The following is a 16,158-nucleotide window of genomic DNA, read 5'->3' as shown; positions in this document are numbered from 1 at the left end:
AGGCATTCGCCGGCTCGCAAGGGCCGGACTATGCTGCCGACATTCCCTTAAGGAGCCGGTCATGGGCAAACGACTTCCCAATCTGCATGCGTGGCAATGGCGGACCTACGCCGACAACCACCAGCATCCTGCCAACCTGATCCTGCATGTGATTGCCGTGCCGTTGTTCATCGTAGCGGCGATCACCCTGGTCTACGGCTTGTTCAGTTTCAGCTTCCGGCCATTCGTGCTGGGGATCATCGGCATCATTGCCTCGCTGGCCCTACAGGGGCGCGGGCACAAGCTCGAAGGGGTGCAACCAGAGCCCTTCAGCGACCGCAAGGACGCCATAGGCCGGCTGCTGGTGGAGCAGTTCGTCACCTTTCCGCGCTTCCTGCTCAGTGGCCAGTGGTGGCGCAACTGGCGCAAGAAGCGCTGAAAACCGGAGCACGGTAGTTCGTTGGATCGGTGGATCTAGCGATTCCCGTCCATCACCACTGACGGGTATCGCTTCGCTCAACGCCATCCTACGAATACCGGATGACGGCAGTTCCAGCCAAGGCGTTCGTGCCATGGCCGGGTACTCAGCCGAACACCACCACTGTCTGCCGACTCATGGCCACCAGCTCGCCGTCCGGCGTCCACAAGGCAGCAGCAGCGTGGCCGTATCCATCGCGGGCATGCTCGATGCGCGCGCGGTATTTGCACCAGTCGTGGGTATCCAGCTTCGGTAGTGGCTGCACGAATTCGATGGTCCAGGTCAGGGTGCTGCCCGGTGCGGGCTCCGGCAGGTGCGGCACGGTAGCCGGCGGCCAGGCATCCACCAGGGCCAGCAGGTGGGCCTCGGTAATCGATTCACGCGCCACGTCTGCACGGAAACGCACCCAGCCACCCATATCACGCTCGCGACTGTTGGAGAACGGCATGCCGCCAATGGACCAGCGCATGGCCAGATGACGGGTGAACTCCGGGGTAACGCCCGGAATGAAGGGCAGTTCGAAGCAGTCGGCAGCCGGTTTCATCTCGGGAGCGGGTTCAGCATCCAAGTGCACCACCGACTGGCGCGACCCACCGAAACTGCCTTGCACCAGCGCTACCACCTGCCCCTTCTGCACCACGCGGCAGAACACCTGGCTCACCGCTTTGCCCTCGCGCAACAACTCGGCCTCGAAACTGGCCGGTACTTCGGGCTCCAGGGGGCCGACAAAGGTGGTCGCCAGAGAGCGCACCGGTCGACCCGGCTCAACCTTCGCCCGCATGGCCTCGAAGGCCAGTGCAGCGACCACGCCACCGAAGACCGCCCGCCCCTGCCCCCAAGCCGCAGGCACCACCACGCCGCTCGGAATGCTGCGAGCTGCCTGGATCAATTCGGAAAAGTTCATCAGAAATCCCTGTAGTGAAACGCCCAAGCGGCGATCTTAGGGCATTGCCTCTCCGGCTCGAAAGCCGCGCCGCAAGGCAGCCACGCCAACACCAAGGGGAGAACGGCCAAGGTCGGGTCAGACGAGGCGCCGCAAGAGCTTTTCCAGCACCCGGTCCGAGCGAACTTCCGCCGCATGCAGCGCCACTTGCCAGGCGCGAATTCGCGGTCGCAGGTCCGGCTCCTGCTCCGCACGGGCCAGCCACTGGACATGATCGTGCCACTTGCCCAGGGCGGACTGCGCCCCCACCAGCAGACGCCGGGTCTTGGGAGATAGCTCGACGACTCCCGGGTAAGCGTCCAACCCATAACGCAGGCGCTTGATCAGCAGACGCAGGCGATGCCGATCATGCGAGGGATCACGCAGCCCGTCTTCGAGCCGACGCCGACCTTTGGCAAGGAACTTTTCGATGGCCTTGCGCCGCCCCGTCAGCAGCCCTTCGCGATCACACACTCGCATCAGATGCGGCCAGGCGTCGAGCACCTGAAACAAGCGCGATAGTTCCGGCGCCAGGAGGAACTGCGCATAGCCGGTGCGCCGCGCTTGCTCGCGATCCTGCGTCAGTCGGTCCAGGCCGTGACTGCGCAGTTCGACGATCAGTACTTCCAGGTCCCGCAGCGGGCCGCTCAGCGCGGCTACGTCAGCCGCAGCCTGGCTCAGCACATCCACTGCGGGCAGCCCACGAAACGGACGCAGGAAGCTGCGCAGGCGCCTGGTCGCTACTCGCAGGTCATGCAGGGCCTCGTCATCCGTCCCGGCTGCCAGGCGTTCGACGCAGGCGTTCAGACGAATCTCAAGACCAATCACCTGAGCAATCAGGTCGTCCAGCGAACTGGCCATGTTCAGACTCTCCAGATATCAGGCCCATGCACGGGCGCGGCACTAATGAGCATGGATCATCCGCGCACGCCCCGCAGGCGCCAGGGCAATCCCTTACGTAGGGCACGCAGCGGCCTGGCCGGGTCGAGCCCCTGGCGATTGCCGTACCGGCTGGCTTCGAAGGCCGCAAGGAAAGCGCGGATCAGTGCCGCTTGTGGGGGCAGCTCGCGACTCGCACGCTCAGCGAAAGCCCGCGGCCCTTCACCCTTGCCGCGCACCACGCCATGGCGTGCCAGGAGCCGCTCGAAAACCTGGAACTGGCGTAATTGCGGGTCGCGCTCTCGCCGCCAGGGGGCAAATAGAAACAGTGCCAATACCGCCATCAGCACCGCGCCGGCCCCCACCAGGCCGACGCCGAGGGCACGGCTGTCCAGGCTGCCGAACCAGCGCCGCACCAATTCGACCTGGGCTTCGCCCTGATAACCCAGTACCCAGCGCTGCCAACCGTAATTGAGATTGTCCCAGGCGAGCCGAACCTGGTTCAGCCAGGCCAACTGTCGATAGCGCAAGGGCGACAGGGGTGAACCCTCGAGAAAGCTCTGCTCCCCCGCCACGGCCTCTTCCAGGCCCCGTTCGATGCGGTTCGGCGCCACCTGGAAGGTCGGGTCGACACTGATCCAGCCACGCCCCGGCAACCAGTACTCCACCCAGGCATGGGCATCGAACTGATGCACCAGCACGTAGTTGCCGGCCGGATTGAGCTCGCCTCCCTGGTATCCGGCCACCACCCGTGCGGGAATGCCGGCGGCGCGCAAGACGAAAGTCATGGCGCCTGCGTAGTGGGCGCAAAACCCCCGACGGGTATCGAACAAGAAACCATCGACATTGTCCGCCCCCAGCGGCGACGGCTTGAGCGTGTAGACATAGGGTTCGCGGTGAAAATGCGCCAGCAGCGCATCCACCAGCGCCTGAGGATCGGTGTGCCGTTGCTTGAGTTCAGTCGCCCAGGCCCGCGTGCGCGGCTCGCCTTCGGGCGGCAACTGCAGGGCCCGGCTCAATGCTCCGGGATTACCCTCGGGCTCACGCACCGCCTGAGGCCAGGAAGTGACCTGGTAGAGCAGCGAGCGGTCCACCGGTCGACGCCGTTCCAGACGGAAGTCGGCCGTTGCGCGCACGCCCTCCTCGCTCGTCTCGGCGACATCCAGGCCAAACAGCCAGGGCCGGCCACTGGCTTGCATGACGATGCTGTAGCGCAGCGCTTCACCTTCCTTGCGCCAGTCGGCAGCCGGTGCATGCTGGGCACCCAGGGACTGGGACCAGCGACGCCCATCGAAGCGTTCAAGGGTCAGCGCGCGCCAGTAGAGCTGGCTCATCGGCGGCACCGGCCCCTCGAAACTGGCGCGGAAGGCCAGATCGCCGGAACGGCTGAGTTCTGCGATGTCGGCCGGACTCATGGCATCCGACAGACCCGTGACACCCTTGTCGTTCGGCAGCGGCAGTGACCAGAGCGGCCCCAGCCGCGGAAAGAACAGGAACAGCAGCAGCATCAGTGGCACCGCTTGCAGCAGCAGGCTGCCGGCGGCTTTCAGCGGCACCAGCGGGCGCTCGGCGAAGCGGCTCTGCTGCAGTCCCACCAGGGCGGCCAGCAAGGCACAGAGGGGCAAGAGGCTGTAGAGCGCGGCGAGCATGCCGTCGTTGAACAGGTAGGCAGTGACCTGGGTGAAGAAGCCCAGCAGGATCAGCACCAGGGCGTCGCGCTGGCTGCGCAACTCCACCAACTTGAGGATGAACACCGCCACCAGCAGCACGACGGCCGCCTCCAGCCCCACCAGGGTGCCCCGTGAGAGGAACACGCCCAGGGCCATGGCCAGGATCAGCGCGGCCTTGACCACGCCACTGGGGTACTGCGCACGCATGCGGAAGATCTGGATGCGCCAACCGGCACAGCCCAGCCACATGGCGATGATCCACAGCGGCAGGTAAGGCAGGTGCGGCAGGATCACCAGCACCTGGGCGACCAGCAGCCAGGTGAGGCTGATGCGGGTGATCGGCAGGCCGGTCTTCATTGCTGCCCCCCGAACAGCGCCAGGGCGCGCAGGCAGGCCTCTCGGTGGGCCTCACCGGTGTCCGGCGCCAGCTCCTGCCCCCCCAGGCGCAAGCCGAAGGGCTGACCGCGTGCGGAGAATTGCAACACCCAATGGCAGAGCAGGCTCAGGCGCTGCTCCAGGCCGCCGTCCAGCGGCTCCAGGTCGAGCCAGAGGTCACGCCCGGCCAACGCGGCGAAGTCCTTCACGAACAAACCCTGCCCTCGCGAATAGGCCTTCCAGTGCAGGCGTCGGCGCGAGTCGCCCGGTTGGTAGGCACGCAGCCCTTGGTAGTCGTCCGCGCCGGCGCCGAGCACATGCTGGCCATCGTCGCCGTCCTCGTCGCCGTGGCCAGGTATCAGCGGCAGATCACCCTCCAGGGGACGTGGGTAAACCAATAGTGCCTGATCCAGATCCACCCAGCTCCAGGCCACCAGCAGCCCGAGGGGATAGCGGCTTTCGACGCGCAAGCGCCTTGGCCGCAGCCAGCCGCGGCGATCGGTCGGCAGGTGCAGCTCCACCCCACAAGCGCCGTCAGCCACTACGTCCTGCACCTGCAGGGGCAAGGGCGGCCAGCCGAGGGCAATGGCCTGGTGTTCGCGACCGCCACTTTCCAGGGTGATGTGGAAATGCGCCTGCTCGCCGAGAAACACCGGCGCACCACCCGCGGCCTTGAGGTTCAGCCCCGACAGGTTGCGAAAGGTGTGCAGGATGGCCACGAGGAATACGGAGAGCAGAAGGAATGTCAGCGCGTAGGCCAAGCTGTTCTGGTAGTTGATCGCCACCAGCAGCATGGGCACCAGGGCCAACCCGAAGGCGGCGCCGGCGCGGGTGGGCAGAATGAAGATCCGTCGCTGATCGAGACGTACCTGACTGGCCGGCGGGATACGCCGGGCCAGCCAGCGAGCGACCTGAAGTTCCAGCATCAGAGCGCCGGCACTTCGCGCAGCAGCCACTGCACCAGTGCGCCACCACCATGGCCGGAGGGATCGGCACGCTCACGCAGGCGGTGGCCGACCACCGAGGGCAGCACAGCCTGAACATCTTCCGGAATCACGTAGTCGCGCCCCGCCAGCAGCGCCCATGCACGGGCCGCCGACAGCAGCGCCAGGCTGGCACGAGGTGAAAGGCCCCAGGCGAACTGCGGCTGGCTGCGCGTGGCGTCCACCAGGCGCAATACGTAATCCACCAGTGCGTCGCGGGCCACCACCTTGGGTACTTCGGCCTGGATCAACCCCAGTTCGGCATGGGTGAAGACCGGTTCCAGACGCGGTAGCAGCGCGCGACGCGCCTCGCCCTGCAGCAGGGCCTTTTCCGCGGCCCTGGCCGGATAGCCGAGGGAGAGGCGCATGAGGAAGCGATCCAGTTGCGATTCCGGCAGGGCGAATGTGCCGCCCTGGCTCACCGGGTTCTGGGTGGCAATGACGAAAAAAGGCTCCGGCAGCGGGCGGGTCGCGCCTTCGATGGTCACCTGCCCTTCCTCCATGGCTTCCAGCAAGGCGCTCTGGCTCTTGGGGGTAGCCCGGTTGATCTCGTCGGCCAGCACCAGCTCGGCGAACACCGGGCCGGGATGGAAGACGAACTGGCTGCTGTCCTTGTCGAACACCGAGGTGCCCAGGATGTCGCCGGGCAGAAGGTCCGACGTGAACTGGATACGCTGAAAGCTCAGCCCCAGCACCTTGGCCAAGGCATGGCCCAGGGTGGTCTTGCCCATGCCGGGCAGGTCTTCGATCAAGAGGTGCCCGCGGGCCAGGAGGCAGGTCAGGGCCAGGCGCACCTGCGCTTCCTTGCCCAGCAGTACCTGGTTGACCGCGTGCAGACAGGCGTCCAGTTTCGTTCGCATTCATCGCTCCCTGTGTAATGCGACGATGCTACTGGCAGGCCGGACAATGGCAAAGCGCCCGGCAAACTTTACTTATGAAACTGTGCGTCAGCTCGCTGTGCCCGCCTCCGCGTGGAGGTCACCGGAAAGGAAAGCCGCGCCCTCGCGGAACAGGTGCGGGTAAACGCTGGCCAGGTGGTCGAAGAACAGCGCCTCCGGCAGATCGTCGAACTGACCATGGTCCGCCAGGTATTCCATGTATCGCTCGCCCTGGCGATTGAACGGGTGGAAAACGCTGTCGTGACGACCATCGAACGCCAACGGCGGAACGTCGAAGAGGCGGCACAGCGCCAGGTTGAACGCCGGCGTGGCCTTCACCCAGCGGCCGTCGAGGTGCAGCTCGGTGTAACCGTGCATGGCAAACACTTCGCTGCGCAGCAATTCCAACAGCCTGGGCGTGGCCAGATGGTTGCGCACATCCGCCAGCCCGATACGCGCGGGAATGCCGCAATGCCGGGCGCAGGCGGCGAGGAGGATGGCCTTGGGCACGCAATAGGACTCCCCGGCAGCCAGGGCGTGGCTGGCCTTGAGTGTCCCGGGTACCCGGCTGAATACATAGGGGTTGTAGCGGATCTCGTCGCGCACCGCGAGGTACAGGCTGACAGCCTGGTCGATGGGGTCGCGGCTGGCGCCACGGTGTCTTTCGGCGAACTCGACCACCAGGGGGTGGTCACTATCAACGAAGCGGCCGGGCTGCAAGTAGCGCTGCATGGAGGTGCTCCTCGGGGCGATGATCCCAGTCTATCCAGCACTTTTTCGCTCGGGGTACGACATTCCGGCCAAGCTCGCCGTTCCTGTCGCCATGGTTACCGGTGGCGACTAAGCGCGTGACGGCCCTGCGCCGCCCTCAAGGAAGAGCGAGGCGGCAGGTGACGCAACTGAAACGGCGCGGCGACGCGTGATAGACCTGGACGACTTCGACAAGGACGAACTTCCGCTCAGCCAGGGCAAGGTCCGCTGAGCCCACAGGCAGGACAGCGGGCGCGGAGGACTCTATACTCCCGCGCCCGATCCAGCTTCAGGAAATCCGCCATGGCCAATCCCTACCTCGACCATCACCTCGCTCTGCTCGCCCACCTGCGCAGCATCCTGGTCGCCTTGGGCGAGGCCGAACAGGTTCCCGAGGAGAACCACGCGCTCTTCGTCGAACGTTTCGACGAACTGATGAATGAACTGCCGCGCGACCCGGAAGGCAGCCTGTACATGGGCCAGGATCTGATCAGCCAGGTCTTCCACCGCTACCCGCAGATCGCCCACCTGGTGCCGCGCGACCTGCTCTGGTTCTTCGGCGGCGATTGCCTGCACTTCATGCCCGACGAGGAAATCGACCTGTTCCAGCGCCTCGACGAGCGCCGCTACGAGGCGGAACAGAACGATGAGCCCTTCGATTGGAACCAGGAGAAGCGGTTGCTGGCCCTGCCGGACAATGGCAGCAAGCACTGAGCCCCCATCCGGGGCGGCACCTCCCTGCCGCCCCTCCTCCTTTCCCCGCCCCACCACCACCCATCGCCCATTCTCCCCGCCACGATTGCGGCACGAGGCCAGCCTCTGTCATCATCGCGAATCATTCTTAATCACTCTTTTCAGATCATTTCAATGAGGTCAGCGTGTCGGCCGGTGATCCCGCGAACCCGCATCTGGTAGGGCTGCTTTACCGAGACCATCGTGATTGGCTGTTCAGCTGGCTACGCAAGACGGTGCAATGCCCTCAGCGCGCCGAAGACGTCAGCCAGGACACCTTCCTGCGTCTGCTCGCCCGGGCCGATCTGCAACCTCCCCGCGAGCCCCGCGCCCTGCTGGCTACCATCGCCCGTGGCCTGCTGGTGGATCAGTTCCGCCGCCATGACCTGGAACGCGCCTACCTGGACGAACTGGCCCATGCCCCCCAGGACCTGCACCCGGGCCCCGAGGAACAGGCACTGATCCTGGAAAGCCTCCGGGAAATCGACCGTCTACTGGGCCAGCTATCCAGCAAGGCACGGGCAGCCTTCCTCTATAGCCGCCTGGACGGCCTCGGCCACGCCGAGATCGCCGAGTGTCTGGGGGTTTCCCCCTCGCGGGTGCGCCAGTACCTGGCCCAAGGCATGCGCCAGTGCTACATCGCCCTCTATGGAGAGCCGACATGAGCCGGGCCTCCGCACGCGCCCTGGACGAGGCCATCGCCTGGCAGTTGTGCCTGGATTCCGGCGAGGCCACCGAGCAGGAGCGGCGCGAGTTCCGCCGCTGGCTCGGCGAGCGACCGGAGCACGCGCAGGTCTGGCAGCAATTGGCGGGGATCGACCAGCAACTCGCAGCGGCCGCCCCCACCCCGGCCCGCCGGGCCTTGTTGCGCAGCGGCGGCGTGCGGCGGCGCAGCCCACATCGAATCGCCGGAAACGCCCTGGCCCTGGTGCTGGCCGTGGGCCTGGGTCTTGGCCTGCTCACCCAGCAGCGCCCCCTCGGGGACTACCTGGCGGATGAACTGACCGCCCGTGGCGAGCACCGTGAACTGCGCCTGGCAGACAGCAGCATCGTGCAACTCAACAGCCGCACCGCCCTGGACATCGACTTCGACGGAGCGCAGCGCCGGCTCTACTTGCACAGCGGCGAAATACTGGTGAAGACCGGTCACGACGACCCGCGCCCGTTCATCGTCGAAACCGAGCAGGGCCGCCTGCAGCCTCTGGGCACCCGCTTCCTGGTACGCCGCGAGGGCGAGTCGACCCGGTTGATCGTGCTCGAATCGGCTGTGGCCGCAGCGCCACGCAGTGCATCAGGCGAGCGGGTGATCCAGGCCGGTGAACAGGTGCGCATCGACCAGAAGCACCTCGGTAAGAGCGAACCCGCACCGGTGGGCGCGGAGGCCTGGAGCCACGGCATGCTGGTGGCCGACGACATGCCATTGGCACAGCTGATCGACAGCCTGGGTGAGTACCGAAGCGGCTACCTGGGCCTGGACCCGGCCCTGGCCGACTTACGCATCAGTGGTGTCTTCCCGCTGAACGACAGCGACAAGGCGCTTGCAGCCTTGCCCCCCAGCCTGCCAGTGCGCATCGAGCGTTACAGCGACTGGTGGGTGCGCGTGGTGCCCGCGAACGACTGACAGGCGATGACTGTCCCGCAGGGTGGCAATCGCTCAAACGATTTCCACCGCGCGGCAGTGCCTTGGCGTTCGAGGCAGTGAAATAGCCAGACAAGCGCTCTCCACCCCACCAAACAACGCGTCCAGGGACGGGACCGGAAAATTTTCTCAATCCCCCCTGTCACTTTTCGATTCTGGTTCGGCAAGAAGGCATTGAGACGATTTCTCACTTAGGAGATGTTCGCAATGCACACCGCTACCGCCCCGTTCCGCCACACCTTGCTGGCACTGGCAATCACCCTCGGCGGCCTGTCCACCCAGGCCCTGGCCGAGGCCTACCAACTGCCCTCCGCGTCACTGGCCAGCACCCTGAACCGCATCGCCGCGAATGCCGGCATCGTCCTCAGCGTCGACCCGGCCCTGACCGCTGGCAAGACTGCCCCGGCCGTGCAGGGCGAACTGAGCCCGCTGCAGGCACTGTCCCAGGCGTTGCAGGGCAGCGGCCTGCGCCTGGTGCAGAACGGCGCCGACAGCTACAGCCTGGCACCCGTCGCTGATGAAGCGATGAACCTGCCGGACGTGAACATCGACGGCAGCCGCAGCTATGAAACCGCCTGGGGCCCGACCACTGGCATGGTCGCCAGCCGCACCGCCGCCGGCACCAAGACCGACACCGCGATCATCGAAATTCCCCGCTCGATCTCGGTGATCACCCGCGAGCAGCTGGATTCGCGCCCGACGCTCAACCTCAACGACTCCCTGCGCTACACCGCCGGCGTGATGAGCAGCGGCTACGGCTCCGACTCCCGCTCCGACTGGTTGAAGGTGCGCGGCTTCGTGCCAACCCAGTTCCTCGACGGCCTGCCGCTGCCGGTGGGCTCCTTCGCCAATCCGAAGATCGAACCCTGGAACCTGGAGCGCATCGCCGTGCTGCGCGGCCCGGCGTCCTCGGTCTACGGCCAGACCCCGCCCGGTGGCCTGCTGGACATGGTCAGTCGCCGCCCGCAGGAAGAACAGGCCAACGAGCTGGAACTGCAGGCTGGCAGCAACGAACACAAGCAGATCAACTTCGACAGCACCGGCAAAGTCGACGACCAGGGCCAGTTTCTCTACCGCGTCAGCGGCACCGTGCGCGACAGCAACTCGCCCATCGACCACATTCCCGACAAGCGCTACAACCTCGCGCCGAGCCTGACCTGGAACATCAACGACGACACCCGCCTGACCTTCCTCTCGCAGTACACGCGCGACGATACCGGCATTACCGGCCAGTTCCTGCCGCTGCAGGGCACCAAGATCGACTCCCCTTTCGGTGACATCTCCCACCACAAGAACCTGGGCGAGCCGGACTGGGACTTCTACGACCGTACCTACTACGCCCTTGGCTACGCGTTCGAGCACCGTTTCAACGACGTCTGGCAGTTCCGTCAGAACCTGCGTTACACCAAGAGCGACCTGGAGTTCCAGGCGGTGAACGTGGCCACCTTCAACAGCATCGATGCCGACGGTAACGTCAACCGCGAGTCTGGCATCGTCGACGAAGACATCAGCCAATTCGCCGTGGACAACAACTTCCAGGCCGACTTCAGCACCGGTGAGCTGGACCACACCCTGCTGCTGGGCCTCGACCATCAGCGCGCCAACACCAACTACCGCTGGCTGTACGGCATGGGGGTGCCGCCGATCAACGTCAACAACCCGATCTATGGCGCTGACCTGTCCGGCGTGAGCTACTTCACCATGCAGGACTTCAACCAGAAGACCCGCCAGACCGGCCTCTACATCCAGGACCAGATCGCCCTGGACAACTGGCGCCTGACCCTCGGCGGCCGCGAAGACTGGGTGCACACCGGCACCACCTTCTACAACAAGAACGACGCCACCAACACCCAGCGCGACGTGGCCTTCAGCGGCAACGTGGGCCTGAGCTACCTGTTCGACAACGGCATCACCCCGTACATCTCCTACGCCGAGTCCTTCCAGCCGGCGATGGGTGCGAACGTCGACAGCACGCTGTCGTTCGAGCCCACCGAGGGCAAACAGTACGAAGTGGGCATCAAGTACCAGCCGCCCGGCACCGACGCCATGCTGACCGCCGCTGTCTACGACCTGACCCAGACCAACGTCAGCGTCACCGAAGGCAGCGTGACCCGCCAGATTGGCGAGCTGGAAGTACGCGGCCTGGAACTGGAAGCCACTGCCGACGTCACCGAGAACCTCAAGCTGGTGGCCTCCTACAGCTACACCGACAGCGAAATCCAGAAAGGCGCCGACAAAGGCAACCGCATGGCCCAGGTGCCGCGCAACCAGGCTACCGCCTGGGCCGACTACACCTGGCACAGCGGCATCCTCGACGGTTTCGGCATCGCTGGCGGCGTGCGCTACGTGGGGGACAGCTACGGCAACACGGCCAACACCTGGCTCGGCCATACCGGTTCCTACACCGTGTACGACGCCTCGGCCCACTACGACCTGGGCCGCCTGAACAGCTCACTGCGCGGTCTTTCGGTAGCGGTGGACGCGAAGAACGTATTCAACAAGGAATACCTGTCCACCTGCGACGGCTACTGGTGCTACTACGGCGACGAACGCACCGTGGTCGGCAGCGTTAACTACAAGTTCTGACGAAGCACGGCCGCCCCGCGTGGCGGCCTTTGAATCGGGAATCGCCATGCAAAGCCGCACCATCCGGCGCTGGTCCCAGGTGCATACCTGGACCAGTCTGATCTGCACCCTCTTCCTGCTGATGCTGGCCCTTACCGGCCTGCCGCTGATCTTCCACCACGAGCTGGAGCACCTGCTGGGTGAAGCGCCCGAGCTGCGTGAATTGGCGCCTGGCACCCCGCACCTGGGTCTGCAGCAACTGGTGGATGCCGCCCAGCGCCACCGCCCCGGCGAGGTGGTGCAGTACCTGGGTTTTGAGAAAGACGAGCCGAATGGCGTGGTCGCCATCACTGCCGCCACCGCTGGTACCGAGCCGAACGCCTCGCATACCTTCATGATCGATGCACGCACTGGCGAGCCCGTGGCCATGCCGGCGGCCAACGGCGGCGTGCTGATGTTCATCCTGCGCCTGCACGTGGACATGTTCGCCGGGCTGCCTGGCAAGCTGCTGCTGGCGTTCATGGGCCTGTTGTTCGTGATCGCCATCGTCTCCGGTGTGGTGCTCTACTCGCCCTTCATGCGACGCCTCAAATTCGCCGAAGTACGTCACCAGCGCTCCACACGAACGCGCTGGCTGGACCTGCACAACCTCATCGGCATCGTCACCCTGACCTGGGCGCTGGTGGTGGGGGTCACCGGTGTCATCAGCGCGTGCGCCGACCTGTTGATCAGCGCCTGGAGACAGGATGCGCTGACCGCACTGGTAGAACCCTACCGCAACGCACCGCCACTCATCGAACGCTCCCCCGTGGACAATGTGCTGACAATTGCCACCGACGCACTGCCCGGCATGCAGCCGGATTTCATCGCTTTCCCCGGCACCCGTTTCTCAAGCGAGCACCACTACACGGTATTCATGGTCGGCAGCTCTCACCTGACGGCCCACCTGTGGACGCCAGTGCTGATCGACGCGCGCACCCTGGCGGTCACTGCCGTCGCGCAGCGTCCCTGGTACATGGATGCACTGGCCATGTCGCAGCCACTGCATTTCGGCGACTACGGCGGCCGTCCCATGCAATTGCTCTGGGCCGCGCTGGATATCCTCACCATCATCGTGCTCGGCAGCGGGCTCTATCTCTGGTGGGTTCGCCTGCGGCGCGGCGCCGGGCAACGTGCTTTCGGGGAGTCCAGGGCATGAACTGGCGCCAATCCACCTTCACCTTGCCCCTGGTCATCGGCCTGCTCTGCGCAGTGGGCCTGTTCAGCGCCCTGCTGGGCGATGGCTGGTGGGACGCCCTGGCCTGGCTGGGCTTGGGGGTGCCTGCCCTGCTGAGCACCTGGCCGCTCCTGCGCCGCCCGATCAGCCGCAAGCGCTGATTCGTGAAGTGCAAAAAAGGCCCGCCCGGCATTGCCGGGCGGGCCTTTGATAGGGCGGGAATGCAGGGCCTGGAGAAGAACGCCAGTCGCCGCTTCGGATCAGCCCTGCCGGGCCTGCTCGGCGCGCTGCTTTGCAGCCACAGCCTCTTGCTGCTTCTGCTCCAGCTGGACCTTCGCCAGACGGGCCTGCCAGCGTTGAGTCGTACGATCGCCGCCGCCTGCAGCCATGGCGGTAGTGGCCGAAAGGACGATGGTCAGGGCGGAAGCAAGGGCGATAACAGATTTCATAATCAAACTCCGGACAACAAACAGGGCAAAACGGAAAGGATTAGCGGGGGCCCGATCAACGCCGGTTGGAGCACGCACTGAATGCGTGAACGGCTGCGGACCGATGATCAATTCCGGAAAATAGGACCCTACCACAGCGCAATTCGTTCGCTAGCTAACTTGTTTGCCCGCACCGAAGGCCGATCGAAACGCGCTGCCGCTGGGAGCCTAGAGCGGCGCGAACCGCCCGTCGGCCCACCTGCTGAAGCCAGTCTTTGCGAATGGAAAAGATGGCACCGCCCCCGGATGAAACTCAGCCGCCGGCAAGCGTCGCGCCGAGCCGCGCCAGTTGCTCTCGCAGCCAACGCAGGCCGGGCGCCAGTTCCTGCTGGCGGTGCCAGATCAGACTCACCTGCACGGACGGCGTCGACACCGGAAGCGGCGCAATCTCCAGCGCGTAGATGGCCGCGAAGTGCTCCGCTAGCCGGCGCGGCACGGTGCCCAGGAGGTCGGAGCGCGCCACGATGGGCGGGATCGCCAGGTAGTGGGGAACCTGAAGCCCCGCCCGGCGCTTGATCTTCGCCGAGCCCAGGACGATCTCCAGCGGCGAGCCACGGCCGGCTCGCGGCAATATCAGCACATGCTGGCTGCCCAGGTAGCGCTCGCGAGTGAGCCCTCCCGCGAAAGCCGGGTGCCCGGCCCGGCCGATCACCACCAAGTCCTCCTCCATCAAGGGCTGGTAGCAGAGATCGGGGTTGTCGAAGTAGAGGTAGTCGATGGCCAGGTCCAGCTCGCCGGTCGCCAACCGTGTCACCAGGCTTTGCGCCTCGTCGTCCTGCACCTCCAACACCACCCGCGGCGCTTCGTGCCTCAGTTGCTCCAGCAACGCCGGCAGCAGCATGGCCTGGGCGTAGTCGTTCATCGCCAGCCGAAAGCAGTGCTCGGCGCCCGGGTCGAACACTTCCTGGGCACCCAGCCCGAGCTGCAGCAGGTTCAGCGCCTGGCGCACTGGGGCGTAAAGCACCTGGGCATGAGCAGTGGGTGACATGCCCCGAGCGGTACGCTTGAACAACGGCTCTCCCAGCTGGCTACGCAGCCGCGCCAGGGCATTGCTCACCGCGGGTTGACTCATGTGCAGACGCGCGGCGGCACGCGACAGGTTCTGCTCCTGCATCAGGGCGTCGAACACCAGCAGCAGGTTCAGGTCGATTCGGCGCAAATTCAGACCCATGAATAATACTCATTTCAACTATCCATTATCGGAATAAAGCATTCACCACTATGCTCCCCGGTATGTCAACAAGACTGCTGGAGCAGCCATGAGCCACGACACCCAGGCCTTTCGCGACCGCTATCGGGCGGGCATCCATCCCCTCTACAACGTCTGGCTGCACGGTGGTTTCGTGCTGCTTTACGGCGCGGCATGCCTGAGCTTTTTCATTGGCAGCCTGGAGCACATGGCGCCTTGGGAGTGGCTGGTGGTGCCGGCAGCACTGGTGTTCTTCAGTTGGGGGGAGTACTCCATCCACAGGAACCTGGGCCATCACAAAACGCGTCTTGGCGCAATGTTCTACAAGCGCCACACGGGCGATCACCATAGCTTCTTCGTCGCCGGGTGCATGACCTGGGAATCGGCTCGGGACTGGCGGGTGATCCTCTTCCCCGCCTGGCTGATCGTTCTCTACAGCATCGGCCTGTTCGCCGCCTGGTGGCTGCTGTCCTTCATCAACAGCAACGTCGCTGCCCTCTTCTCGGCGACATTGCTGGCCGGTTACCTGAGCTACGAGGTCTTCCACGCCTGCGAGCACCTGCCCGCCAACCACCCCATCTCGCGCCTGCCATGGATCCGCCACATGCGCCGGCTGCATGAACTGCACCACCGCCGCGACCTGATGCAGACCCACAACTTCAACCTGGTATTCCCGCTCATGGACTGGCTCAAGGGCAGCCTGTACTGGGAACCACTGGAACAGGAGAGCGCCATGACCCGAATGCAGCACGAAGTGGAAATCGCCCACGCCCCGGAATACGTCCTGGCCTACGCCAGCACCGCCACCCGCTGGCCGGAGTGGCACCCCTCCTCCCTGCGCGTGGACGGGCCGGCCGGGCCGCTGCCGGCGGGCAGCCATTTCGAAGAAGACATCCACGCCGGCGGACGTGCGGGACATCTGAGCTGGGATGTGACCGAGTACAACCCCGGCCGGCGCTGGCGTGCCACCGCCAAAGGCACCCATGGACTGGAACTGGTGCTGACCTATGAATGCGAAAGCACCGGCAGCGGGACACGGTTCGTCCGCACCCTGGAGTACGGTTTCTCCGGGCTGGCCATGCAGATCGCGAACTGGCTGGTGATGCGCGGCAAGATCGACCGCGAGTCGGCCGAATCCATGAAGCAGCTGAAGGCGATGGCCGAACGCGCCATCGAGGCGTCCCCGGCCCGCCAGCACGACCTGGTCTAAGTCGGAAACGCAGAAACGAAAACGCCGCTCGAATGAGCGGCGTTTTCGTTTAACTGGAGCGGGAAACGAGACTCGAACTCGCGACCCCGACCTTGGCAAGGTCGTGCTCTACCAACTGAGCTATTCCCGCGTACAACATTTAAAAGTGGCGTCCCCTAGGGGACTCGAACCCCTGTTACCGCCGTGAAAGGGCGGTGTCCTAGGC

General features: G+C 65.2%; 16 protein-coding genes and 1 tRNA gene. 8 read left to right on the top strand and 9 right to left on the bottom strand.

Annotation, left to right across the window (positions count from 1 at the left end):
* Positions 1 to 61: 61 nt before the first annotated feature.
* Positions 62 to 418: an Mpo1-like protein gene (locus E8F20_RS21030; RefSeq protein ID WP_028627299.1), complete on the top strand. Its 357-nt coding sequence runs from the start codon at positions 62 to 64 to the stop codon at positions 416 to 418.
* 145 nt (positions 419 to 563) lie between these two features.
* On the opposite strand, the gene E8F20_RS21025 is transcribed toward E8F20_RS21030, so the two are convergent.
* From E8F20_RS21025 to E8F20_RS21000, 6 genes are all read right to left on the bottom strand, one after another.
* Complete coding sequence (locus tag E8F20_RS21025) at positions 564 to 1,361, bottom strand: acyl-CoA thioesterase domain-containing protein (protein ID WP_280285471.1); 798 nt, start codon at positions 1,359 to 1,361, stop codon at positions 564 to 566.
* A 117-nt stretch (positions 1,362 to 1,478) separates the two neighbouring features.
* Positions 1,479 to 2,240 carry a CHAD domain-containing protein gene (locus E8F20_RS21020; protein WP_280285470.1) on the bottom strand — a complete coding sequence of 254 codons (762 nt, stop codon included), beginning with the start codon at positions 2,238 to 2,240 and terminating at the stop codon, positions 1,479 to 1,481.
* Positions 2,241 to 2,296: 56 nt separating this feature from the next.
* Complete coding sequence (locus tag E8F20_RS21015) at positions 2,297 to 4,285, bottom strand: DUF3488 and transglutaminase-like domain-containing protein (RefSeq protein WP_280285469.1); 1,989 nt, start codon at positions 4,283 to 4,285, stop codon at positions 2,297 to 2,299.
* Complete coding sequence (locus E8F20_RS21010; RefSeq protein WP_280285468.1) at positions 4,282 to 5,229, bottom strand: DUF58 domain-containing protein; 948 nt, start codon at positions 5,227 to 5,229, stop codon at positions 4,282 to 4,284. The genes E8F20_RS21015 and E8F20_RS21010 overlap by 4 nt, the downstream gene beginning before the upstream one ends.
* Positions 5,229 to 6,146, bottom strand: coding sequence for a MoxR family ATPase (locus tag E8F20_RS21005; protein WP_280285467.1), 918 nt, complete (start codon positions 6,144 to 6,146; stop codon positions 5,229 to 5,231). Before E8F20_RS21005 ends, E8F20_RS21010 begins: the two co-directional genes overlap by 1 nt.
* Positions 6,147 to 6,233: 87 nt before the next feature.
* Positions 6,234 to 6,896, bottom strand: coding sequence for a transglutaminase family protein (locus E8F20_RS21000; RefSeq protein WP_280285465.1), 663 nt, complete (start codon positions 6,894 to 6,896; stop codon positions 6,234 to 6,236).
* 321 nt (positions 6,897 to 7,217) lie between these two features.
* On the opposite strand from E8F20_RS21000, the gene E8F20_RS20995 reads away from it, so the two are divergent.
* The 6 genes from E8F20_RS20995 (at position 7,218) to E8F20_RS20970 (ending at position 13,227) form a co-directional block, all read left to right on the top strand.
* Positions 7,218 to 7,628 (top strand): PA2817 family protein, encoded by a 411-nt coding sequence (locus E8F20_RS20995; protein ID WP_280285464.1) that lies wholly within the window; start codon positions 7,218 to 7,220, stop codon positions 7,626 to 7,628.
* Positions 7,629 to 7,792: 164 nt separating this feature from the next.
* Positions 7,793 to 8,311, top strand: coding sequence for an RNA polymerase sigma factor (locus E8F20_RS20990; protein ID WP_280285463.1), 519 nt, complete (start codon positions 7,793 to 7,795; stop codon positions 8,309 to 8,311).
* Entirely contained in the window at positions 8,308 to 9,267 is a 960-nt protein-coding gene (locus E8F20_RS20985) for a FecR family protein (protein WP_280285462.1), read from the top strand. Before E8F20_RS20990 ends, E8F20_RS20985 begins: the two co-directional genes overlap by 4 nt.
* A 225-nt stretch (positions 9,268 to 9,492) precedes the next feature.
* A complete protein-coding gene (locus tag E8F20_RS20980; RefSeq protein ID WP_280285461.1) occupies positions 9,493 to 11,871 on the top strand; it encodes a TonB-dependent siderophore receptor in 2,379 nt (792 codons plus the stop codon).
* A gap of 46 nt (positions 11,872 to 11,917) precedes the next feature.
* The gene (locus E8F20_RS20975) at positions 11,918 to 13,048 is read left to right on the top strand and encodes a PepSY domain-containing protein (RefSeq protein ID WP_280285460.1); all 1,131 of its coding nucleotides are present in this window, start codon (positions 11,918 to 11,920) and stop codon (positions 13,046 to 13,048) included.
* Entirely contained in the window at positions 13,045 to 13,227 is a 183-nt protein-coding gene (locus E8F20_RS20970; protein WP_280285459.1) for a hypothetical protein, read from the top strand. Before E8F20_RS20975 ends, E8F20_RS20970 begins: the two co-directional genes overlap by 4 nt.
* Before the next feature lie 99 nt (positions 13,228 to 13,326).
* On the opposite strand, the gene E8F20_RS20965 is transcribed toward E8F20_RS20970, so the two are convergent.
* Together E8F20_RS20965 and E8F20_RS20960 are read right to left on the bottom strand one after the other, a co-directional pair.
* Positions 13,327 to 13,515, bottom strand: a complete 189-nt coding sequence (locus E8F20_RS20965; protein ID WP_179062743.1) for a hypothetical protein — start codon at positions 13,513 to 13,515, stop codon at positions 13,327 to 13,329.
* A 292-nt stretch (positions 13,516 to 13,807) separates the two neighbouring features.
* Positions 13,808 to 14,725 carry a LysR family transcriptional regulator gene (locus tag E8F20_RS20960; RefSeq protein WP_280285458.1) on the bottom strand — a complete coding sequence of 306 codons (918 nt, stop codon included), beginning with the start codon at positions 14,723 to 14,725 and terminating at the stop codon, positions 13,808 to 13,810.
* Between the two features lie 88 nt (positions 14,726 to 14,813).
* Here E8F20_RS20960 and E8F20_RS20955 point away from each other — a divergent pair, with 88 nt between their 5' ends.
* The gene (locus tag E8F20_RS20955; protein WP_280285457.1) at positions 14,814 to 15,953 is read left to right on the top strand and encodes an SRPBCC family protein; all 1,140 of its coding nucleotides are present in this window, start codon (positions 14,814 to 14,816) and stop codon (positions 15,951 to 15,953) included.
* Between the two features lie 54 nt (positions 15,954 to 16,007).
* Here E8F20_RS20955 and E8F20_RS20950 read toward each other — a convergent pair.
* Positions 16,008 to 16,083: transfer RNA gene (locus tag E8F20_RS20950), tRNA-Gly, on the bottom strand.
* Between the last annotated feature and the right edge of the window lie 75 nt (positions 16,084 to 16,158).

The sequence above is a fragment of the Pseudomonas sp. BN415 genome, assembly GCF_029871195.1.
GTDB classification, from domain to species: domain Bacteria; phylum Pseudomonadota; class Gammaproteobacteria; order Pseudomonadales; family Pseudomonadaceae; genus Metapseudomonas; species Metapseudomonas resinovorans.
The sequence above is the reverse complement of the archived record's forward strand: the minus strand, read 5'-3'. Positions and strand labels throughout refer to the sequence as shown.

Excerpts from the sequence above, each read along its gene's own strand:
- E8F20_RS21030 (WP_028627299.1), top strand. The coding sequence starts at position 62 with ATGGGCAAACGACTTCCCAATCTGCATGCGTGGCAATGGCGGACCTAC.
- E8F20_RS21025 (WP_280285471.1), bottom strand. The coding sequence starts at position 1,361 with ATGAACTTTTCCGAATTGATCCAGGCAGCTCGCAGCATTCCGAGCGGC.
- E8F20_RS21020 (WP_280285470.1), bottom strand. The coding sequence starts at position 2,240 with ATGGCCAGTTCGCTGGACGACCTGATTGCTCAGGTGATTGGTCTTGAG.
- E8F20_RS21015 (WP_280285469.1), bottom strand. The coding sequence starts at position 4,285 with ATGAAGACCGGCCTGCCGATCACCCGCATCAGCCTCACCTGGCTGCTG.
- E8F20_RS21010 (WP_280285468.1), bottom strand. The coding sequence starts at position 5,229 with ATGCTGGAACTTCAGGTCGCTCGCTGGCTGGCCCGGCGTATCCCGCCG.
- E8F20_RS21005 (WP_280285467.1), bottom strand. The coding sequence starts at position 6,146 with ATGCGAACGAAACTGGACGCCTGTCTGCACGCGGTCAACCAGGTACTG.
- E8F20_RS21000 (WP_280285465.1), bottom strand. The coding sequence starts at position 6,896 with ATGCAGCGCTACTTGCAGCCCGGCCGCTTCGTTGATAGTGACCACCCC.
- E8F20_RS20995 (WP_280285464.1), top strand. The coding sequence starts at position 7,218 with ATGGCCAATCCCTACCTCGACCATCACCTCGCTCTGCTCGCCCACCTG.
- E8F20_RS20985 (WP_280285462.1), top strand. The coding sequence starts at position 8,308 with ATGAGCCGGGCCTCCGCACGCGCCCTGGACGAGGCCATCGCCTGGCAG.
- E8F20_RS20980 (WP_280285461.1), top strand. The coding sequence starts at position 9,493 with ATGCACACCGCTACCGCCCCGTTCCGCCACACCTTGCTGGCACTGGCA.
- E8F20_RS20975 (WP_280285460.1), top strand. The coding sequence starts at position 11,918 with ATGCAAAGCCGCACCATCCGGCGCTGGTCCCAGGTGCATACCTGGACC.
- E8F20_RS20970 (WP_280285459.1), top strand. The coding sequence starts at position 13,045 with ATGAACTGGCGCCAATCCACCTTCACCTTGCCCCTGGTCATCGGCCTG.
- E8F20_RS20965 (WP_179062743.1), bottom strand. The coding sequence starts at position 13,515 with ATGAAATCTGTTATCGCCCTTGCTTCCGCCCTGACCATCGTCCTTTCG.
- E8F20_RS20960 (WP_280285458.1), bottom strand. The coding sequence starts at position 14,725 with ATGGGTCTGAATTTGCGCCGAATCGACCTGAACCTGCTGCTGGTGTTC.
- E8F20_RS20955 (WP_280285457.1), top strand. The coding sequence starts at position 14,814 with ATGAGCCACGACACCCAGGCCTTTCGCGACCGCTATCGGGCGGGCATC.